Origin of the sequence: Amycolatopsis decaplanina DSM 44594, from assembly GCF_000342005.1 — a bacterium.
GTDB lineage: Bacteria > Actinomycetota > Actinomycetes > Mycobacteriales > Pseudonocardiaceae > Amycolatopsis > Amycolatopsis decaplanina.
The window spans coordinates 130,924-153,306 of record NZ_AOHO01000075.1 but is presented as its reverse complement, the minus strand read 5'-3'; the positions used below and the strand labels follow the sequence as shown (position 1 = coordinate 153,306).

The 22,383-nt window shown below is 70.8% G+C and carries 11 protein-coding genes; 4 read left to right on the top strand and 7 right to left on the bottom strand.

Annotated features, from left to right (window positions below; genetic code table 11):
- Positions 1-149 precede the first annotated feature (149 nt).
- From H074_RS33230 to H074_RS33215, 4 genes are read right to left on the bottom strand one after another with little or no spacing between them, the layout of a single operon-like run.
- Positions 150-395, bottom strand: a complete 246-nt coding sequence (locus H074_RS33230; protein ID WP_007034478.1) for a phosphopantetheine-binding protein — start codon at positions 393-395, stop codon at positions 150-152.
- Entirely contained in the window at positions 392-1,888 is a 1,497-nt protein-coding gene (locus H074_RS33225; protein ID WP_007034477.1) for an amino acid adenylation domain-containing protein, read from the bottom strand. The genes H074_RS33230 and H074_RS33225 overlap by 4 nt, the downstream gene beginning before the upstream one ends.
- The gene (locus H074_RS33220; RefSeq protein WP_007034476.1) at positions 1,885-8,193 is read right to left on the bottom strand and encodes a non-ribosomal peptide synthetase; all 6,309 of its coding nucleotides are present in this window, start codon (positions 8,191-8,193) and stop codon (positions 1,885-1,887) included. The genes H074_RS33225 and H074_RS33220 overlap by 4 nt, the downstream gene beginning before the upstream one ends.
- A gap of 22 nt (positions 8,194-8,215) precedes the next feature.
- Positions 8,216-9,205, bottom strand: a complete 990-nt coding sequence (locus H074_RS33215) for a TauD/TfdA family dioxygenase (protein ID WP_051072063.1) — start codon at positions 9,203-9,205, stop codon at positions 8,216-8,218.
- 181 nt (positions 9,206-9,386) lie between these two features.
- On the opposite strand from H074_RS33215, the gene H074_RS33210 reads away from it, so the two are divergent.
- Positions 9,387-9,602, top strand: coding sequence for an MbtH family protein (locus H074_RS33210; protein WP_007034474.1), 216 nt, complete (start codon positions 9,387-9,389; stop codon positions 9,600-9,602).
- A gap of 14 nt (positions 9,603-9,616) precedes the next feature.
- Complete coding sequence (gene sbnA / locus H074_RS33205) at positions 9,617-10,624, top strand: 2,3-diaminopropionate biosynthesis protein SbnA (protein ID WP_007034473.1); 1,008 nt, start codon at positions 9,617-9,619, stop codon at positions 10,622-10,624.
- An 83-nt stretch (positions 10,625-10,707) separates the two neighbouring features.
- Here the strand turns inward: sbnA and H074_RS33200 are convergent, their stop codons facing one another.
- The gene (locus H074_RS33200) at positions 10,708-11,955 is read right to left on the bottom strand and encodes an MFS transporter (RefSeq protein ID WP_007034472.1); all 1,248 of its coding nucleotides are present in this window, start codon (positions 11,953-11,955) and stop codon (positions 10,708-10,710) included.
- A gap of 177 nt (positions 11,956-12,132) precedes the next feature.
- Between H074_RS33200 and H074_RS33195 the strand changes: the two genes are divergently transcribed.
- Positions 12,133-19,407 carry a non-ribosomal peptide synthetase gene (locus H074_RS33195; protein WP_007034471.1) on the top strand — a complete coding sequence of 2,425 codons (7,275 nt, stop codon included), beginning with the start codon at positions 12,133-12,135 and terminating at the stop codon, positions 19,405-19,407.
- Positions 19,404-20,930, top strand: coding sequence for an amidase (locus tag H074_RS33190; RefSeq protein WP_007034470.1), 1,527 nt, complete (start codon positions 19,404-19,406; stop codon positions 20,928-20,930). Before H074_RS33195 ends, H074_RS33190 begins: the two co-directional genes overlap by 4 nt.
- A gap of 9 nt (positions 20,931-20,939) precedes the next feature.
- Here H074_RS33190 and H074_RS33185 read toward each other — a convergent pair whose 3' ends face one another.
- On the bottom strand, positions 20,940-21,530 hold the full coding sequence (locus H074_RS33185) for a helix-turn-helix transcriptional regulator (protein WP_007034469.1): 591 nt from the start codon (positions 21,528-21,530) through the stop codon (positions 20,940-20,942).
- The gene (locus tag H074_RS33180; protein ID WP_039923929.1) at positions 21,527-22,147 is read right to left on the bottom strand and encodes a helix-turn-helix transcriptional regulator; all 621 of its coding nucleotides are present in this window, start codon (positions 22,145-22,147) and stop codon (positions 21,527-21,529) included. The genes H074_RS33185 and H074_RS33180 overlap by 4 nt, the downstream gene beginning before the upstream one ends.
- Positions 22,148-22,383 lie beyond the last annotated feature (236 nt).

The following is a 22,383-nucleotide window of genomic DNA, read 5'->3' as shown; positions in this document are numbered from 1 at the left end:
CGCGGTTGACGGGGCGGCAGCGTTCCGGCGGGTTCGCCGGCCGCCGGAGTGGGAGCGGTCGATCCTGGGGCCTCCACGCCGACGGCAGGCTCAACCGCAATGGCCCATCACCCTGGATGGCGACATCACCGAGGCACTCGGCCGGGTGTTCACGGAAGATCTTGCCGGTCCGAGGCGAGGACGGCCGCCAGGTCCGCCGGGGACGGGTAAGCGAAGACGAGGGCGACCGAAACCTCGATACCGAGGGCGTCCTGCAGGCCCGCGGTGATCTGGAAGGCGGCCAGCGAGTCCCCATTGGACTCGAAGAAGTCGCTGTCGGCGTCCAAGGTGTCGTCGCCGAGGGAATCGCGGTACAGCGACACGATCAGCTCGGGCAGGTCGCGGGTCGTGGTCATCGTGATCCGTTCTCGTCGGTCCGGGTCAGTGCGGCTCGGTCGATCTTGCCGCTGTGGGTGGTGGGTACGCGGGTGATGCGGACGAATCGGCGCGGCATCATGTGCGGCGGCAGGGTCTCGGCCAGGTGGGCGCGCAGCGCGGTGTCCGGGACGTCGGCCAGTTCGCCCACGACATGCGCGTTGAGGGAGACCCGGCCTCGTTCGTCCTTGTCCGCCGTCAGGACCGCGCCGGTCACGGCCGGATGGGCCAGCAGCGCGCCTTCGATCTCGGCGGGATCCACCCGATGGCCGCGGATTTTGAGCTGGCGGTCCATCCGGCCCAGGTACACCAGGGTGCCGTCGGAGCGTCGCCGGGCCAGGTCACCCGTGCGGTAGAGCCGCGCTCCCGGCGGGCCGAACGGATCCGGGACGAACCGTTCGGCGGTCAGGGCGGGTCGTCCGCCGTAGCCGCGTGCGACGCCGACTCCGCCGATGTGGATCTCGCCGGTGGCCCCGTCGGGCACCGGCCGGTGATCCGGACCGAGCAGCCACACCGACACGCCGTCGATCGGCGTGCCGATCACGTCGGCCGTCGTCGCCGGGTCGCGCGGTACGGGGTACCGGGTCGAGGTCATGGTGCACTCGGTCGGGCCGTACTGGTTGACCAGCCCGCCCGGCAGCAGGTGCCTGCCGCCGGAGGCCAGGAACGGCAACAGCGACTCCCCGCTCGAGACGACCAGCCCGACCGTCCGCAACGCCGCCGCGGCGGCCTCGTGTCCGGTCAGGAAGCCGAGGAAGGTCGGGGTCACGCTGAGCAGCGTGGTGACGCCGAAAGCGCGCACGGTGTCGGCGAACTCGGCCGGGCGCAGCAGCCTGGCGCGGGGGACCAGCACCACGCAGCCACCGGCGACGAGCGGCGCGAACACGTCGCGGATCGACGCGTCGTAGCCGACCGGGGCCACCTGCAGGGCGACCGTTCCCGGCCCCAGCCCGTTGTCCGTGCCGATCGCGCGCAGATAGGACCGCAGACCGCCGTGTTCGATCAGCACGGCATTCGGCGCGCCGGTCGAACCCGACGTGTGGCTGACGTAGGCGAGCGTGCGCGGCGTGACCTCGGGCGAACGCGTCGCCACGGCGGGCGGTGGGGGCTGGTCGATCAGCACGACCGGGCCCGTCACGGGCAGCGAGAGCCGTTCGGCGAGCACTGTCGTCGTCACCAGCATCCGCGCGCCGCCGGTTCGGCACATGGCTTCGAGCCGAGCGTGCGGGAGGTCGGGGTCGAGGGCGAGGAACGCACCACCCGCCCGAGCCGCGGCGGCCATCGCGATCACGGCGTCCACGCCGCGGTCGACGGCGATGGCGCAGACCCGTTCGGGCTCCAGCCCGTGGCCTGCCAGGATCCGGGCGAGCCGCTGGATCCGGTCGGTCAGCTCCCCGTAGCTCAGGTGACCGTCCGGGGTGCGGATCGCGGGCGCCCCGGCAGGATGTGCGAAGAGGTCGTCGACGAAGCTCATGTCGGCTCGCCGGCCAGCAGTTGCGCCACCTCGGCGTCGGAGAGTCCGGCGATCTCGTCCTCGAGCGCCTGGGTCACCGCTCGGGCCAGCTCGGCGACCGTGGTGGCTTCGAACAGGCGGCGCAGCGGAAGCTCCACGGCGAACGCGCTCCGCAGCTGGGCGAGAACGCGAGTGGCCAGCAGCGAATGCCCGCCCAGCGCGAAGAAGTCGTCCGTCACCCCGATCCGGTCCACCCCGAGCACCTCGCGCCAGATGTCGGTGATGAGCTGCTCGGCCGGGCCCCGGGGCGCCTCGGCCGGGCCGGTACCGGACGCGGTCAGCTCCGCCGCGGGCAAGGCCTTCCGGTCGGCCTTCCCGCTCGCCGTCAGCGGCAGGGCGGGGAGTTTCGCCCAGCGTGCCGGGACCATGTACTCCGGCAGCAGCGCGCGCAGGTGTTCGCGCAACTCGTCCGCGCCCGGCTCACCGACCACGTAGGCGGCCAGCAGCGGGTCGCCCGCCGGGTCCGCCGCGGTGACCACCACGGCCGCGTCCACGTCCGGGTGCCGCAGCAGGGCCGCCTCGACCTCCCCGAGTTCGATGCGCAGGCCACGGATCTTGACCTGGTGGTCGATGCGCCCGAGGAACTCGATCGTCCCGTCCGGACGGTGTCGCACCAGGTCACCCGTGCGGTAGAGCCGCGCTCCCGGCGGGCCGAACGGATCCGGGACGAACCGCTCGGCGGTGCGGACGGCGTCGTTGTGGTAGCCGCGGGCCAGCCGTACCCCGCCGAGGCACAGCTCGCCGGGTACCCCGGTGGGAACCAGGCGGAGATCGGCGTCCACGACGTAGGCGCGGGTGCCCGCGACCGTCCGGCCGAGTGGCATCGCGGCGCCCGCGGGCTGACCGTCGAGGTCGCCGTCGGTCGCCGGGTGCAGCACCGAGCAGATGGTCGCCTCCGTCGGCCCGTAGCTGCACAGGAACCGTCCCGGCAGGCCGGACTCCGCCCACATCCGCGCGTCGTCCACCGTGACCACGTCGGCGCCGACGTTCATCAAGCGCAGGCCTGCCAGCAAATCCGGGCCGTAGCGCATCGCCTCGCGGTAGTAGGCGGGCGTCGTGTCGATGATCGTCACCCCGTGCTCGGCCAGCCTGGCGGGCAGTTCGGCCGGGGTCCAGAACATCGGGTCGCTCACCACGATCGTCGCGCCGGCGAGCAGGGTCGCGCCGATCTGGTCCATGGACACGTCGAACGTGAGCGCGGACAACAGGACCACCCGATCGTCGGAGCCGATGGTGTAGGCGTCCGCGATCACGCGGCAGTGGTGGGCGTAGGACCGGTGCTCGGTCATGACGCCCTTGGGGCGCCCGGTCGAGCCGGAGGTGTAGATGAGGTACGCCAGCGTGCGCGGATCCGGCCGGGAGTCCAGGTCCGTGGCGTCACCGTCGGACCACTCGACGCCGTCGACGGCCACCTCCTCGCGGTCGCCGAAACGCCCGGCGAACTCGCGGGTGGTCACCACGAGCCGCGCGCCGGCGTCGGTGAGCATGAAGTCCAGCCGTTCCGCGGGGTGTCTCGGGTCGAACGGGGCGTACACGCCGCCCGATTTGAGCACGCCCAGCAGGACCACCACCGCGTCGAGTGAACGCTCCAGGCAGACCCCGACGACGGTCTCCGGCCCTGCCCCGCGTGACCGCAGCAGCCGCGCGAATCGGTTGGCGCGTGCGTTCAGCTCGGCGTAGGTCAGCTGCTGTCCGCCGCAGACCACGGCCACGGCTTCGGGACGGCGTGCTGCCTGTCGCTCGACCAGTTCGGGTACGCACAACGGATGTTCGCCGGCCGGGTCCAGTGTGGACAGTCGCTCGCGATCCGGGTCGGACCAGTCGTGCAGCAGGCGTCGGCGTTCGTCGTCGCCTAGGACGTCCAACTCGGCCGGCTGCCGATCCGGAGCGGCGCCGATGCCCGCCAGCAGATGCAGGTAGTGCCCCGCCATCCGCTCGATGGTCGCGCGGTCGAACAGGCTGGTCGCGTACTCGAAGACACAACGCAGCTCGCCGCCGTCGCGTTGCTGGACGGACACGGTGAGGTCGAACTTGGCGACCGAGGCGCCCGCCGGGATCGGCTGGACGGCGGTGCCGCACAGGGTGTCCGGCCTGTTCTCCAGATTCTCCAGCTCGAACATGATCTGGAACAGCGGGTTGCGGGACAGGTCCCGGTCCGGCTGCAACGCGTCGACGAGATGCTCGAACGGCAGGTCCTGATGGGCGAACGCTTCGGTGCAGCCGCGCCGCACCTGGTCGAGCAGCTCGGTGAAGGTCTGCGAGCCCGACAGGTCGGCCCGCAGGACCAAGGTGTTGGTGAAGAGACCCAGCAGTTCTTCGGTCTCTTGCCGGGTCCGGCCCGCCACCGGCGTGCCCACCGAGACGTCGGTGCGTCCGGTGTAGCGCCCGAGCAGCACGTGGAACGCGGCGAGCATCGTCATGAACGGTGTCGCGCCCTGCCGGGCGGCCAGCTCTGTCACCGCACGGGCGATCGGCACCGGGACGGTGACCGAAACGGTGTCCCCGCGCGGGTCACGCCGCGCCGGGCGCGGCCGGTCGGTGGTCAGCTCGACCGGGGTGAGCCCGGCGAGCCTGCCCCGCCAGTACCGGAGCTGCCCTGCCATGTCCTCAAGGGACCGTTCGGATCGCTGCCAGGCGGCGAAGTCCGCGTACTGGACGGGCAGCGCCTGGACGTGGGGCTCGTTCAGGTCCCGGAACAGGATGGCCATCGACCAGGCGTCGAAGGCGATGTGGTGCAGGGTCAGCGCGACCAGATGCTCGTCCTCGGCCACCCGGATCACGGTGACGCGCAGCGGGTGCTCGCACTCGAGGTCGAACGGACGGCCCGACACCTGGCCCAGCAGCTCGTGTGCCGCCGCGGGCTCACCGGTCAGGTCCACGAGACGGAACGCGACCGGTCCCGGCGGGTCGACGATCTGCACGGGTTCGCCGCCCTGGTCGACGTAACGGGTGCGCAGCACCTCGTGCCGGGCGGCGAGCCGGTCCAGCGCGCGCTGGAACGTCTCGACGGAAAGCGGGCCGGAAAGCCGCAGGGCCAACGGGATGAGGTATTCGACGCTGCCCGGGTCGAGCTGGTCGAGGAACCACATCCGCTGCTGGGCGAACGACAACGGCAGGCTCCGGTCACGCGGGACCGGTCGTATCGCCGAGAAGGCGGCGCCGGTGGTGCTCGCGTCGAGCCGGGCGGCGAGTTGTTCGACGGTCCGGTCGTCGAACAACTCGCCGACCGTCAGCTCACCGCCGAACTCACGCCGGAGTTTCAGCACGAGCCGGATCGCGAGCAGCGAGTGGCCGCCGAGGGCGAAGAAGTCGGCGCGGACGCCGACGTGGTCGACCCCGAGCAGTTCGGCCATGGCGGCGGCGACGAACTCTTCGGTCGGTGTGTTCGGAGCAGTGCGTTCGTCCGAAGTGGACTCGGGGGCGCTGTCCGGCGCGGGCAGCGCGGCGCGGTCGAGTTTGCCGTTGGGGCCCAGCGGGAGCGCGTCGAGGGCGTGGACGGCCGGCGGGATCATGGGCGACGGCAACCGCGCGGCCAGGTGTTCGTGAAGGTCGGCGGGCAGGGTTCCGTCGGCGGGAACCGCGTAGGTGACGAGAGTGGTGTCCCCGGCCGGAGTCCGGTGGGGGACGACGGCGGCCGCCGCGACACCCGGATGCGCGCACAGCGCGGCCTCGATCTCGGCGGGCTCGATCCGCACACCGTTGATCTTGACCTGATCGTCGACGCGGCCGACGAACTCCAGCACTCCGTCGTGCCGCCAGCGAACCAGATCGCCGGTGCGGTACCAGCGTTCGCCGGGAACCGAGGGATAGGGATGCGGGGTGAACTGCCGGGCGGTCTGGTGTGGACGATCGGCGTAGCCGCGGGCGAGACCGGCGCCGCTGACGCACAGCTCGCCCGGCACCCCGATCGGCACGAGCCGGTCCGAGGCGTCCACGACGAAGACCCGGGTCCCCGGCAAGGGCGTGCCGATGGGAACGGTGCCGTCCTCGTCGCCACGCCGGTACCGCCACGCGGTCACGTCGATGGCGCATTCCGTCGGGCCGTAGGTGTTTTCCACCTCCACGTCGAGCAGTGCGGTCAGGCGACGGCACAGCGACGCCGGCAGTGCCTCACCCGCCGAGCAGATCAGGCGCAGCGACGCGCACTCGGCGAAACCGGGCTCGTCGAGCAGCAGGCGCAGGACCGAGGGGACGAGTTGCAGGACCGTGGCACCGTGCCGGACGATCGCCCCGGCCATCGCGGCGGGATCGCGGTGGGCGCCGGGCGGCGCCAGGACCAGCGTGGCACCGGCGGCGAACGGGGTCAGCAGCTCCCACAGCGAGGCGTCGAACCCGGTCGTGGTCTTCTGCAGGACACGGTCCGCGGCGGTGAGCTGGGTGCGGACCGACCACAGGACCCGGTTGCGGATGCCGCCGTGTGTGACGGCGACACCCTTGGGGGCGCCTGTCGAACCCGAGGTGTGCACGACGTAGGCGATCTGCGCGCCGTGGATCGCCGGGCGCTCGGCGAGAGTGTGACGGGCGATGGTGTCCCGATGCCCGTCCAGATCGAGCCGGGTGAGGGCGTCCGGCAGGCGGACGTCCACGGTGGAGTGCGACAGCACCAGCGTGGCGCCGGTGTCGGCGACGACCTGGCGAAGACGTTCGGCCGGATGGTCCGGCGGCAGCGGGACATAGGTGCCGCCCGCGGTGAGGATCGCCAGCAACGCGATGACCAGGTCGGTCCCGCGGTCCAGCGCGACGCCGACGGGGGTCTCCGTGCCGACGCCGTGCTGTCGCAGGTAGCCGGCCAGGGCGTCGACGCGCGCGGCGAGTTCGCCGTAGCTCAATTCGTCCACATCGGACAGGAGGGCCACGGACCATGGAGATCGTGCCGCCCGGTCGAAGAACAGCTCCGGCAAGGACTGTCCGGCCGGCTCGATCGTGGCCGTGCCGAAGGATCGCAACCGGTGCTGTTCGGATTCGGCGACCACTTCGAGCAGAGGTGCCGGGCCCTCCGGGGCGGCGGTGATCTCTTCGAGCAGCCGCAGGTAGTTGGCGGCCATCCGGTCGATCCTGGCGCGGTCGAACAGGCTCGTCGGATGGATGAGCTGGCCCTGTACCGAGCCGTCGGCGAACTGTGCCAGGTGCAACGACAGGTCGAAGGCCGACGCCGCCCACAGCGGCGGGCACAACGAGACGTCGAGACCGGGCAGCCGGTAGGGCCGGCGACGGGCGTCGTACCAAGCCATACCGGCCTGGAAGACCGGGTTCCGGGACGGGTCCCGGTCCGGCTCCAGCCGGGCGATGACCTGATCGAACGGCACGTCCTGGTGCGCGTACGCCTCGAGGGCGGTCTTCCTCGCCTGCCCCAGAAGCTCCACGAAGGACGGTTCACCGGACAGATCACCACGCAGCACCAGCGTGTTGAGGAACATCCCGATCAGGGACAGCTCGTCCGGACGCCTGGTGGAGACCGAGACGCCGACGGCGATGTCGTCCTGGCCCGAATAACGGGCGAGCAGGAGCTGGTACGCGGCCAGGTACACCATGAACGGCGTCGCGCGGTGGGTGCGTCCGAGCTCTCGTAACTTCGCGGCCAGGGCCGACGGCACGATGAAGTCGACACAGTCGCCGTCGGCCGCCCACCGGGCCGGGCGGGGCCGATCGGCGGGCAGTTCGAGCGGGACGAGTCCGGCGAGCCGGTCCGCCCAGTACGAGAGCCCGCCGTCGGTGGCCTTCCGCTCGTGGCGGCGCATGGCCTCATGGTGCTGAAGACCCGGCTCCGGCAGCTTCGCCTGTCCGTAGAACGCGTCGAGCTCCCTCGCGAGCACGCTCCAGGACAAGCCGTCGAAGGCGATGTGGTGCACGGCGATCAGCAGGACCGTCTCGTCGTCGGCCAGCCGGACCAGCGTGACTCGCCACGGCGGTTCCGTGCGCAGGTCGATCGGGGTGCGTAGATCGCGCAGCCGGATCTCACGCAGACTCGCTTCCCGTTCAGCGGGCGGCAGCCCCGCGAGGTCCACACTGGACGGTTCGACCGGCGCCGGATCCGTGACGATCTGCACCGCGGTACCGTTCACCGTGTCGAACCGGGACCGTAATACCGCATGCCGGGCCGCGATCTCCGCTAACGCCGCGGTCAGGGCCTCGACGTCGAGGTCACCACGCAACCGCAGGGTCGCGGACAGCAGATGCTCGATGGCCGCGCCGGAACGCAGCTGATCGATGAACCACAGCTGTTCCTGCGCCGACGACAACGGGTGGACGTCACCGCTTTCCACCATGGCCAGCCTTTCGTGTCCGGTGCTACCGGCCGTTTTCGCCGGTCGAGGGTTCGGCCATGGCCACGGCGATCTTCCGCGGACCGGTGAACGGTTCACGGCCGTGTGAGGAGAGCATGTTGTCGACCATCAGCACGTCGCCGCGCTGCCAGTCGAAGCGCCGGGACGCGGCCCGATAGCAGTCCCGCAGGTGAGCCACGACCTCGTCGGGGATGGTGCCGCCGTCGCCGTAGTAGGTGTTGGTCGGCAGGTCTTCCTCGGCGAGCATGGCGCGCAACCCGGCGCAGACGTCCTCGGCCAGCGTGGTCACGTGGAAGAACGTGAGGTGGTTGAACCACACGGCCTCTCCCGTGACCGGGTGCCGGTGCACGGCCTGGCGCCGGGCCCTGGTGCGCAGCCCGTTCCGGTCGAGCCATTCGGTCTCGACACCGTTGCGCGCGCAGTAGGCCGTGACCTCGTCGCGGTCGGTGGTGTTGAACGTCTGCTGCCACGGCAACCCGAACGAGTCGGTGAAGTTCCGCGTCACCATCCAGCCCCTGGCCTCGAACTCCGCCCGTACGGCGGGATCGATCGCCGCGAGGATCCGCCGGGTGTCGGCGAGCGGCGTCGCGCCGAGGGTGTCCGGTGGCCGCACGCAGTAGAAGAACAAGCTCAGCGGCCAGGCGGCCTGGTAGGAGTTTTCGTTGTGCAGGAAGATCTCCTCGGCTTCCGGGTAGTCCGTCGAGGTGTACACCTGCCCCTTGATCGTGCTGCGGGGCGAGGACCGCTCCTGGTAGGTCAGCGGCGGGCCGGCCAGCGTGCGGACGGTGGTGTCGAACCCGTCGACGTCGTCGATGTCGAACCCGCGCAGCAACACGGCGCCGTGTTCGAGCAGCCGGTCCCGGATGGCGGTGCGGCGAGCCGGGAGTGAGGCGGTGTCCTTGGCCTCGCCGTGGCCGGGAGTCACCACGAAGGGCAAAGCGCGTTCCTGCCCGGACGAGTCGCTTGCCGGGGAGACGGACGGTACAGCGGTCATGTCCGCCATCGTGTCCGCTCGGCCCGTGCCCCAGAAGAGAATGACGGGTAGTGCGGACTCCGCCGCCGTGCCGGAGGTTCTGCGTGTTCTTCTCTGCACCCGCGCGCACCCTCGCGGGCAGGCTCGACCCCACCGGTGAACCGACAGCCGGGTGCGCCAGTGACTTCCAGGAGAGACACCCATGCGCGAGGAGCAGACCGACCAGCGTGCTTACCTGGTCGTGGTCAACCACGAGGAGCAGTACTCGATCTGGCCGTCCGACCGTGACCTGCCGGCGGGATGGCGCGCCGAGGGGACGCGTGGCGGCCGCGAGGAGTGTCTCGCCCACATCGGCGAGGTGTGGACCGACATGCGGCCATTGAGCCTGCGACGGCAGCTCGATCCGACAGCGGGCTGAGCCGGCGAACTCCCATGGACCTGAATGAGGGCGAACCGGCGGGTGTGCTCGCCACGATCGGCGCGACGCCGCTGGTCGAACTGACCAGGCTGTACCCGTCGGCGAGGTTCCGTCTGTTCGCCAAGCTGGAGGGCCACAATCCCGGTGGCAGCAGCAAGGACCGCGCCGCCCTGTCCATGCTCGCCGGTGAGATCCAGGCGGGACGGCTCGTCGCCGGACGTTCGGTGGTGGTCGAATCCAGCTCGGGCAACCTGGGGATCGGGATGGCCCAGGTGTGCCGGTACTACGGGATCCGGTTCATCTGCGTGGTGGATCCCCGTACCAGCAAGCAGAATCTCGCGATCATGCGCGCGCTGGGCGCGGAGATCGAGATGATCGAGCACGCCGATCCGGTCACCGGCGACTACCTGCCGGTCCGCCTCCGCCGCATTCGCGAGCTGACCGAACGTCTCGAGCACGCCTACTGGCCGAACCAGTACTCCAACCCGGGGAACCCGGCGGCGCACCGGAACACCATGCGCGAGATCGTCGGGCAGGTACCGGGCGTCCTCGACTTCCTGTTCTGTGCCACCAGTTCCTGCGGGACGCTGCGCGGCTGCGCCGAGTACGCGCGGGCCAACGACCTGCCGGTGACGATCGTGGCGGTCGACGCCGCGGGCAGCGCCATCTTCGCCGACACTCCCGGCCCACGGCTGATCCCGGGACACGGCGCGGCCGTCCGCCCCGGTCACCACGCGGACGACCTGGCCGACCTGGTCGTGCATGTCGCCGACGTGGACAGCGTGCGCGGCTGCCGCCGGCTCGCCGCCCGCGAAGCGATCCTCGCGGGCGGTTCGTCCGGCGCGGTGGTCGCGGCCGTGCACAGCGTCCGCGACCTGGTGCCGCCCGGCGCCAACTGCGCGATCGTCCTGCCCGACCGGGGCGAGCGGTATCTCGACACGATCTACGACGACGCCTGGGTCACGACCCATTTCGGCGGTGTCCCTTCGGACGATCCCGAACCGATCCTGATGCGTTACTGATTGGGCAGTACTTCCCGAGCGCCACGTTCGAGACGGTGAGTGTCTCAGGTGTGGCGCTCGGGACAACAACCCGAATCGTCCCGCTACCGCTTCGTCGGCGCGGGCAACGGAGTGTCCACCAGCTTCGGCGCCGACCGGACGGCCGGGCTGATCACGGTAGTCAGCGCCAGCGCCGCCATCCACAGGGTGAACAGCCACACCGTCGTGGTGGCGCCGGTCTTGCTCAGCAGGACACCGCCGATCAGCGAGCCGAGCGGGACGGCCCCGAAGGCGATCATGCCGGCGGCGGCGAGCACCCGGCCCTGGATGTGGTCCGGGGTGATCTCCAGCTGGTAGGCCGATATCGCCACGTTCCACAGTGGACCGACGAAGGCCATCGCCGCGAACACCGTGCCGAGCAGGAGCGGCTCCGTCACCAGTGCCAGCAGCGGCACCAGCAGGAGCCAGACCCAGTTCGCCCCGATCACGACCGTCTTCAGCGACAGCCGTTTGGCCGCCGCGGGCGCGAGCAGCGAGCCGAGTACCCCGCCGACCGCGATGATGCCGAGCATGACACCGATGATCGACGGCGAAGCGCCGTGGTCGGTGGCGATCACGATCACGACCAGGAACAGCGCCTGGAACAACAGGTTGCTGCCGGCGATCAGGAACGTGGTCGTCCGGAGGAACGGCTGCCGCCACAACCAGACGGCGCCCTCGGTGAACTCGGCTCCACGCGAGCGCCGGTTCGTGGTGTCGCGCTGGACCTGGAAGTCCTTGCGGATCAGCCCGAGGGTCAGCACCGAAACCAGGTAACTGGCGATGTCGAACACGAACGGCGCCGCGCGGCTGAGGCCGAACAGCATCCCGCCGAGCGGCTTGCCCAGCATGGCCGCGCCCCGGCGGCGGGCTTCGTTGTGGGCCAGCGCCTGGGCGACCTGGGACGTGTCGACCACGTTGGGCACGGCGGCAGCGGCAGCCAAGCGGTAGCACACCGCGAAGGTGCCTTCGAGGAAGCCGACCACGAGGATGTGCGGCAGGGTCAGCTGTCCGAACAGCAGTGCCACCACGACGGTGGTCAACGCCAGGCCGCACAGGAGATCGCAGTAGATCATCGTCCGCTTGCGATCGAACCGGTCGACCAGCGCGCCTGCGGGCATCTGGAAAAGCAATTGAGGCAGCAGCGAGACGAATCCGGTGAGGCCGGCGTCGGCCGCCGAGCCGGTCAAGGCGAGTACCAGCAGCGGGTAGGCCACGTTGGACACGTTCGAGCCGAGAATCGACACCGCCGATCCGGTCCACAGCAGAACGAAGTCGCGGTTTCGGTACAGCGGTGGCGCCTGGGCATCCATGCTCCCGATGCTTACCGCCATCGGCGTGCACGCACAGAGAAGGATCGGTACTCCGGCGCGCGATCGGCTGCGTGAACGCGCGCCACCTTCACCCTGCCGCATGCCCGCGCGTGCCGGGCATCCTCGACCGATCATCCCTGGCTCCCGGTCTTTGGTGGCAGGACAGGAAGGCGGCTCATGGACACCCGAGGCAACCCCCGTGCCGAATTGCTGCGGCGCCGGCTGCGAGGTTCCGGCACTCCGGAGTCGGGCGGCGGGATCGTCCCGGTACCGCGGGACAGGCCGCTGCCGCTGTCGTTCGCACAGCGCGGGTTGTGGTTGCTCGACCAGACCAGGCCGGGCGGCGCCGACTACCTGATGCCGGTGCGGCTGCGGCTGCGCGGAGAGGTGAACGAACCGGCGCTGCGCCGGGCCCTGGACGAGGTCGTCGCCCGGCACGAGGTGTTGCGCACCCGGTACCTGGCCGACGGTTCCGGTGGCGAGCCCGTCCAGGTGATCGACGAGCCGGGCCCGGTGCCCTTCGAGCGGCTCGACCTCGCGGACCGGCCGGAGTCACTCGAAGGCGTGCTGGCCGACGCCGGTGTCCGCCCACTCGACCTCTCCGCGGAATGGGCACTGCGGGCCTTGCTGGTCCGGCTGTCCGATGTGGACCACGTGCTTCTCCTGTCCGTGCACCACATCGCGTCGGACGGCATCTCGGAGTCGATCCTGCTGTCCGAATTGGACAGCCTTTACGCGGCGTTCGCCGCCGGACGGCCGTCTCCGCTCGAACCGCTCGCCGTGCAGTACGGCGACTTCGCCGTATGGCAGCGGGATCGTCTCACCGGCGGTCGTCTCACCGAGAAGATCGAGTACTGGCGCAAGCAGCTGGACGGGATCGGTCCGCTCGAGCTGCCCGCCGACCGGCCGCGGGGTCCGGTCCGCGAGAGCGCGGGCGCCACCGTGCCGGTCTTCGTGCCCGGCCCGCTGGCCGAAGCCCTGGCCCGGCTCGGCCGGGAAAACGGCGCAACGCCGTACATGGTGCTGCTCGCGGCGTTCCAGGTGCTACTCGGCCGCTACAGCGGGCAAACCGATGTGGTCGTCGGCAGCCCGGTCGCCGGGCGCGAGCAGGACCGGACCGAAGGTCTGGTCGGGATGTTCGTCAACATGATCGCCCAGCGCGCCGACCTGTCCGCGGACCTGTCCTTCACGGAGTTCCTGTCGCGGGTGCGGGCGACCGCGCTCGACGCCTACACCCATCAGGACACGCCCTTCGACCTGGTGGTCGACGAGCTCGTGGGGGAGCGCGACCCGTCCCGCACCCCGCTGTTCCAGGTGGTGTTCCAGCTCGGTGACGAGGGCGCGCCACAGCAGCTGCCCGGACTCGGTGCCGAACCGGAATCCCCGGGCTGGGACGTGGCGAAATACGATCTGGACCTCACGCTCGCCACCCGGCCCGACGGTTCGATCACCGGGCGCCTCGGGTACGCCACGGCCCTGTTCGACTCCTCGACGGCGCGCCGCATGTCCGGTCACTTCGTGCGCCTGCTGGAGAGCATCGCCGCCGAGCCGACGGGCCGCGTCCATGGGCTCGCCATGCTGACCGACGAAGAGCGTGAAGGGTTGCTGGCCGCCGGGAACAGCCCGGATCTGACCTTCCCCGCCGACGAAAGCCTGACCGAGGTGTTCGCGGCCCGGCTCGCCGACAGCCCCGCCGCCATCGCCGCGAGCTGTGACGGCGAACAGCTGACCTACGCCGAACTCAACGCGCGGGCCAACCGGCTCGCCCACCGGCTCCGCTCGCTCGGGTCGGCGCCGGGACAGCTGGTCGGCGTCTCCCTCGACCGAGGGCTCGACCTCGTGGTCACCCTGCTGGGCGTGCTGAAATCGGGTGCCGGCTACGTACCCTTGGACCCGGCTCTGCCCGCCGGGCGGCTGGCGATGATGCGTGCCGACGCCGAGGTCGGCATCGTGGTCAGCCGCGGCGAGCTGGCCGGATGGCTCGCGGACGAGCCGGTCACCGCGGTGCTGCTCGACCAACCCGGCCCCGACTGGCCGGAGACGGACCCCGAGCCCTTGGCGGGACCGGGTGACGTGGCGTACGTGATCTACACGTCCGGGTCCACCGGACGGCCGAAAGGCGTTCCGGTGACGCACGCGAACGTCCTGCGGCTTCTACGTTCGTGCGCCGCCGATTTCGCTTTCGGTCCGGCCGACGTCTGGACGCTGTTCCACTCCTACGCTTTCGACTTCTCGGTGTGGGAACTGTGGGGTGCGCTGCTGCACGGCGGGCGTGTCGTCGTCGTGCCGTTCGAGACCTCCCGTTCCCCTTGGGACTTCCTCGACCTGCTGATCACCGAGGGCGTCACCGTGCTGAACCAGACCCCGTCGGCCTTCCGGCGGCTCGTCGACGCGGTCGCCGAGGCGGAGACTCCGCCGGAATCGCTGGCGCTGCGTGCCGTGGTGTTCGGTGGTGAGGCCCTCGACGTGGCCGACGTGGCGCCGTGGTTCGCCCGCTTCGGTGACGAGCGGCCCGCCTTGGTCAACATGTACGGGATCACCGAGACGACGGTGCACGTGACCTACCGCAGACTGCGTGCCGAGGACACCACGGCGGGCCCGCGCAGCCCCATCGGCAGGCCGCTGCCCGACCTGCGCGTGTACCTGCTCGACGGCAACCTCGACCCGGTGCCGGTCGGAGTGCCCGGCGAGCTCTACGTTTCCGGGCCGGGCCTCGCGCTCGGTTACCTCGGCCATCCGGCACTGACGGCGGACCGGTTCGGTCCCGATCCGTACGCGCCGCGTCCGGGTGCCCGGATGTACCGCACCGGCGACCTCGCCCGCCGCACTCCCGACGGCGACCTGGAGTTCGTCGGCAGGGCCGATGACCAGGTGAAGATCCGCGGCCACCGGATCGAGCCGGGCGAGGTCGAGTCGGCTCTCGCGGGCCACGCGTCGGTGTCCCGCGCCGTGGTGCTCGCCCGCCGCCGTCCGGGAGAAGCGGAGCACCGCCTCATCGCCTATGCCGTGCCGGTCACCGGCCATCGGCTCGCCGCGGCGGACCTGCGTGACCATCTGAGCGGGCTGCTGCCGGCCTACATGGTGCCCGCGGCGTTCGTGCCGCTGGACCGCTTCCCCTTGACCTCCAACGGAAAGATCGACCGGGCCGCCCTGCCCGAACCGGCGGTCGACCACGCGAGGGCCACCGGTCCGGTCGCTCCCCGCGACCCCGCGGAGCGAGCCATGGCCGAAGTGTGGGGTACCGCGCTCGGCGTCGGCTCGGTCGGGGTGCACGACAACTTCTTCGCCCTGGGCGGTGACTCCATCCGGGCCATCCAGGTCGTGGGCCTGCTGCGCAAGCGAGGCCTTCCGGTGACCGTGCAGGATCTGCTGCTGCATCAGACCGTCGAGAGCCTGACCCGGTTCACCGGCACGGCGGCCGGTCCGGTGGAGGACCGGCGGGTCGCCCCGTTCGAGCTGATCGGGGAAGCCGACCGGAAGGCGCTGCCGGAAGACCTTGCCGACGCCTATCCGATGTCCATGGGCCAGACCGCGATGGTCTACGAAATGGTGGCGGACAAGGAGGTCAGCCTCTACCACAACATCACGCTGTTCCCGATCGTGGACGACGCCCCGTTCTCACTGTCCGCGCTGCGGGAAGCGGCGGTGCTTCTGGTGCGGCGGCACGAGATTCTGCGCACCAGCTTCGACCTGACCACCTACCGGGTGCCCATGCAGCTCGTGCACCGGACCGCCCCGATGGACGTCGGTCACGACGACCTGCGCGAGATCCCCGAGGCGCGGGTGGAGGAGATACTGGCGGCGTTCGTCGCCGATACCCGCCGCAGCCCCCTCGACGTCACGAGTGCGCCGCTGGTGCGTTTCCACGTGCATCAGACCGCCGAGCGCCGCTGGACGCTGTCGTTCATCGAGTGCCACGCGGTCCTCGACGGCTGGAGTCACCACTCGCTGCTCGAAGAGCTCCTGGACACTTACCGCAGCCTCCGGGACGGACTCGCGCCGACGTTCCCCGAGCAGGCGCCGGTGCGGTTCGCCGACTTCATCGCGCACGAGAAACGTTCCCTGGAGTCAGGCGTGGACAGGGAGTTCTGGCGCGATCGGCTGGACCGCTACGACCCGGTCACCCTGCCGCCCGGGTGGGCGGCGGCACCGAGCGCGGACGGCCTGCCCCATCAGGTCAGCGTGCGATACGCCGATCTGGAACCCGGATTGCGTGCGCTGGCCGCCGTGGCGGGCGCCTCGCTGAAGACCGTGCTGTTCGCCGCGCACCTCAAGGTGCTGAGCACGATCAGCGGGTCGAACCGGTTCCACACCGGGCTGGTGCACAACGGCAGACTGGAGGAACCCGGCGGTGAACTCGCCAGGGGTATGCACCTCAACCCGCTGCCGGTGTGCGTCGACCTGACCGCCAAGACCTGGACCGGGCTCGTCCGGCGGGTGTTCGCCGAGGAGGTGGCGGTCTGGCCGCACCGGCGGTTCCCGCTCGGCGAGTTGCAGCGGCTCTGGGGTGCCGGCCGTCCGCTGGTGGACATCTCTTTCGCCTACCTGGACTTCCACGTCTTCGACACCCAGCGGGTGGAGACGGCGAAGATCGTGGACGAGAGCTACAACGGGTTCGGTGTGGACGTGTGGAGCTTCCCCGGCGTCCTGCACTTCCGGGCACAGGCCGACCGGATCGCCCCGGACCACGTGCCCGCCCTCGCTTCGATGTACCGGCGGGTGCTCGAGGCCATGGCCGCCGATCCGGACGGCGAGGTCCGCGGCGCCGCGATCGCCCCGGCCGAGATCGACCGGTTGATGTCCTTCGCGGACGGGCCGGTGGCCGGGTATCCGGACGCGTGCGTGCACGAGCTGTTCGAGGACCAGGCCGCGCGCACCCCGCACGCGACCGCGCTGCGCTGTGCGGACGGGACCACGGTCACCTACGCCGAGCTCAACGCTCGCGCGAACAAACTGGTACGTCACCTGCGCGAGCAGGGCGCGGGCCCGGAAACGGTCGTCGGCGTGCTGCTGCGCCGCGGTCCGGAGCTGGTCACCGCCTTGCTGGCGGTCCTCAAATCCGGCGCGGCCTATCTGCCGCTCGACCCGGGACACCCGGCGAAACGGCTGGCCACGGTGCTGACCGAGGCGGGCGCGACCACGGTGGTCACCGAATCCGCCCTGGCCGACCGAGTGCCCGGCACCGCGGCGATCCTGGCCGGAGATCCGGCCATCGCCACCCACCCGGACGGCGATCTGGGCCGGACCGCGACGCCGTCGACGCTCGCCTACGTCATCTACACGTCCGGTTCGACGGGGACTCCGAAGGGAGTCATGGTCGAGCATCGCAACCTGGTCAACTACCTGTGCTGGCGCGCCGGGACAGCCGGTACGGCGGGCTCTCCGCTGTACTCCTCGATGGCCTTCGACCTGCCGGTGACGTCGCTGTTCCCGGCACTGCTGTCCGGCGGGACGGTCACCCTCACCCCCGACGACGGCACACCGGCGATCGAGGCGCTGGTCTCGGTGCTGTCCGGGGGCGGCTTCGATCTGGTCAAGCTCACGCCGTCGCATCTGATGGCGCTCAACCAGATGCTGCCCGCCGAGGCGTTCGCCGGCGCGGCCTCCCGGCTCGTCGTGGGCGGCGAAGAGCTGACCAGGGACATGCTCACCGCTTGGACCCGGCATGCCCCGGACATCCTGGTGGACAACGAATACGGACCGACCGAGGCCACCGTCGGCTGCACCTCGCACGTGAGCGGGATCGGAGAGCTCGAGGCGGGACCGGTGCCGATCGGCAGGCCCGGCCCCAACACCGTGCTGCGTGTGCTGGACGCCGACCTCGAGCCGGTCCCGGTCGGCGTGCTCGGCGAGCTGTACATCGGCGGCGCCCAGCTCGCCCGCGGCTACCGCGGCCGCCCCGGCCTGACCGCCGACCGGTTCGTGCCGGACCCGTATTCCGACGGCCGTCGGCTGTACCGCACCGGCGACCTGGCCCGATACCGGCCTGACGGTGTGCTGGAGTTCGCCGGGCGGGCGGACGACCAGGTGAAGATCCGCGGCTACCGCGTCGAGCTGGGTGAAGTGGAAGCGGTGCTGCGAGCGCACGCCGAGCTGAGCGACGTGGCCGTGCGCGCCCGCCGGACCGCCCGCGGCGACCAAGAACTGGTCGCGTACCTCGTACCCGCCCGCGACGGACTGGATCCGTCCGATCTGCCCGGTCTGCTGGCCGGTGCCGTACCGGACTACCTGATCCCGTCCGCGTGGGTGGTGCTGGCCGAGCTGCCCACCACCCCCAGCGGCAAGCTCGACACCAAGGCCCTGCCCGAACCGACGGCCACCGCCCGTGCCGCGCTGGCGCCGCGGACCGCGGTGGAGAACATCATCGCCACCGCGCTGGCCAAGGGCCTGGGCATCGACCGGGTGGGCGTGGACGTCCCGTTCAGCGATCTGGGCCTGCACTCGCTGTTGATCATCCGGGTGCTGGTCGAACTCCGCGAAGAGCACGGCCTGCCGATCGAGCTGCGGGACTTCTACGAGCACCGCACGGTGATCGACCTGGCCACGGCGGTGGACCCGGCCGGCAAAGGTGGCTTCCCGCCCACGGAGGCGGCGGCGATGGAATCGGCTGCGGCCTGGGCGCGGGAAGCCGTCGTATGGCTGCGGCGCACCGGTACGAAACCGCCGCTGTTCTGCATGTACCCGGGTGGCGGCCTGTGGTACGTGCGGCTGGCCGAGCACATGAGTGCCGATCGTCCGGTGGCCGCGCTGGAATGGCCCGGCCTGCACCGTGACACGCCGTCGCCGCAGAGCATCGCGAGTGTGGCCGCGCTGTTCGTGGAGCAGATCCGCGCGGTGTGCCCGGAGGGTCCGTATCACCTGCTCGGCTGGTGTGGCGGGGGACTGGTCACCGGTGAGATGGCCCGCATCCTGCATCGCGACGGCGACCGTCTCACGCTGATGCTGCTCGACCCGGCACAGGACTTCTACAAGCGGGAGAACATGTGGGAGGAGACCGCCATGTTCGTTCGTGGCGAGAAGCTCCTGGAAGAGCTGAACGCCACGACGGATCCCGACGAACTCGCCGAGATCCGGCGCCAGTTCGCCGAGGTGCTCGACTACATCATCGACGAGGGCACCAAGGAACCGCCGGTGCCCGGTGACCCGTTCTGGCCGCGCCGGATCCGGGTGTGGCGAGAGCTGACCCAGGCGATGCTCGGGTACCGCCAGCGTCCGTACTCCGGCCGGACCCATCTGCTGGTGGGCGACGAGCTGGCCGACGGCCTGCACGAGACCAACTTCGGGCAGAGCTACGCGCAGTACCGGGACCGCTGGGTCAAGCTGGCGCCGGGCGGTCTCAAGATCCACCGCGTCGGTGGCGACCACATGGGAGTGCTGCGCCCGCCGCACGTGTCCGGCCTGGCCGGGTTGCTGACCACGCTGATGGAGGCCACCGAGGAGGCGTCGCCGTGAACGCGCATCTTTCCGCGCCCGCTCCGGTCGAAATCCCCACGATCGCGGGGATCGACCTCGAACAGGCCACGATCCCGGACCTGCGGCGCGCGATGGACTCCGGTCCGCTGACCTCGGCGGAGCTGACGGCTTTCTATCTCGACCGCATTCGCCGGCTCGACTCACGGTTGCACTCGGTCATCACGACCAACCCGGACGCGCCGAGGCTCGCGGCGGCGAGCGACGATCGCCGCGGAGCGGGCCGGGCGCGTGGTCTCCTGGACGGCATCCCGGTGCTGCTCAAGGACAACATCGACACCGCGGACCGGCAGCGGACTACGGCGGGCTCGTTCGCGCTGGCCGGGGCGCGTCCGGTCGCCGACGCTCATCTGGTCGAGCGGCTCCGCGAGGCCGGGGCGGTGATCCTCGGCAAGACGAACCTTTCGGAGTGGGCGAACTTCCGCGACCGCCGCTCGTCGAGTGGCTGGAGCGCGGTCGGCGGGCAGACCGCCAACCCTTACGTTCTGGACCGCAACACCTGCGGCTCGTCGAGCGGTTCCAGCGCGGCGATCGCCGCGAATCTGGCCACCGTCGCGGTCGGCACGGAGACCAACGGCTCGATCGTCTGCGCGGCCGGCGCGAGCGGGGTCGTCGGCGTCAAACCGAGCATCGGCCTGGTGAGCCGCCGTGGCCTGGTGCCGATCTCCGCGGTGCAGGACACCGCGGGCCCCCTGGCCCGCAACGTGACGGACGCCGCCGTCCTGCTGGGTGTGCTCAACGGCCCGGACGTCGGCGACCCGTCCACCGACGGCGGCCCGGCCCGGCCGGACTACCTGCGCTTCCTTGAACCCGACGCGTTGCGAGGCAAGAGGATCGGCGTCTGGGACGCGACCGGCGGCACCAGCCCGGAAACCGTGGAGGTGTTCACCCGTGCCGTGGAGCGGCTGGCGTCCCTGGGCGCGATCCCGGTCGAGGTGACCATCCCCGGACTGGACGTGGTGGGCCGCTCCGAGCTGCCGTCGATGCTGTACGAGTTCAAGCACGGCATCAACGAGTACCTGGCGGCGACCCCTGGCGATCATCCCGCAGACCTGGCAGGACTGATCGAGTTCAACCAGTCCAACTCGGACACCGAGATGGGCCATTTCGGACAGGAGCTGTTCGAAGAAGCCCAGGCCACGAGCGGTGACCTGACCGATCCGGAGTACCTGCGCCTGCGCGCGGAAGCGACCGGAGCGGCGCGACGCGGGCTGGACGACACGCTCACCGCGCACCGGCTGAACGCGATCGTGGCGCCGACCAACGGGCCGGCGTGGAGGACCACGCTGGGCAAGGGCGACGCCTACCCGTTCGGCTCGTCCACGCCCGCCGCGGTGTCCGGCTACGCGAACGTGACCGTCCCCATGGCGTTCGTCGGCCCGCTGCCGGTCGGGCTCTCGATCATGGCGGGCCGGTACAGCGAGCCGACCGTCCTGGCGCTGGCATACGCGTTCGAGCAGGCCACACGGGTGCGACGGCCGCCGGAGTTCCTGCCGACGAGCTGAGCCCGCCGGTCAGATCAGCCCAGCGCGGACCGCGTGAGCGACCGCGTGGGCACGGTTGCGCACCTGAAGCCGCGCCATCAGCTCGTAGATGACGTTCTTCACGGTGTGCTCCGAACAGGACAGCTTCCGCGCGATGTCGGCGTTGCCGTGCCCGTCCGCCATCAGGGTGAGCACCGTGAGCTGCCGTTCGGTCAAGGGCGCGACCGGGTGGACACCGACGGGCATGGACAGTTCGGCGCCACCGCTGAGCAGACGGACCAGCAGCCCGTAGGGCAGCCGGCTTTCCCCGTGCATGGCCGAGTGCACGGCGGCGCTGAACTGGGCCGGAGTCGTTTCGGGAGTCTGCAACAGGATCCGTGCCCCGGCCCGGAAGGCGCGGAGGACACCGGCCGGGTTGAGCGTGTCCGCGGCGACGATCAACCGATGACCCGCCGCGCGGAGGGTGGCGGGACAGGCGGTCAACGCCTCGTCGATCGTGCCGCCGGCGGCCACCACCACGGTGTCCGCCGCGGCCGCGACGAGGATCCCCGCCTGCCGCAACTTCGCGACCACGGCTTCCCGGACGAGCGCGCCTCCCGCGTAGACCTGCACACTGATCACAGCAACCTGGCCCGTAGTGCGTAGGCCACGGCGTGCGCCCGGTTGCGCAGCCTGAACCGCTGGGTGATGTCGTGCACGACAGCCGTCACGGTACGCGCCGAGTAGGACAGCCGCCGGGCGATCTCGTCGGTTTCGTACCCCTCGGCGACGAGGCGCAGCACGGCGTGCTCGCGTTCGTTGAGCCCGCCGCGTGCCCACGCCTGCGGCGCGGCGGGTGTCGCGTTCTCCATACCCTGCTCGAGCACCCGGTCGATCAGGTCCGGTGGCATGGTGCAGTCGCCGACGACCGCGGCGAGCACGGCACGGGAGAGCCGGTTCGCGCTGGCCTCCCGGCGGCGCAGCAGGCCGTGCGCGCCCGCCGCGATCGCGTGCAGCGCATCAGCCGGCGACAGTTCGGTGGCCAGCAGCACGACCTCGGGCCGATGCGGTTGGTTCCGGATGGAGTGCACCACGTCGAGCACCTTGTCGTCCACGAGGTCGACGACCACGACCGTGGCGTCCGATTCCTCACCGTTCGTCACCACGGTGAGCTCCGGGCTGCCGTTGAGTGTGCAGCCGATACCCGCTTCGAGTACCGGATCGGCCGCGTCCACACTCACCCTTGCGGGCTCTCCCATCCTTTTCCCCTTCCCCGTGCAACCGGCGTCCATTTTCATCGGGTGGCGGGCCGGTTGTCTTCCTCACTAAGCATGGAATCGAGATTTTCCGCGATTCGTTATTGCTCACTTCGCGTGAATTTCACCGTAGTCATGACGCTGTTCGGAGACGCAGGGACAAACGCGCAGCCGGTGCCCGCGCGGATGCTGCCGCTCTTTCCCTGCCGTGCCAACACCTCCGGCACCAGGCTGAGGCG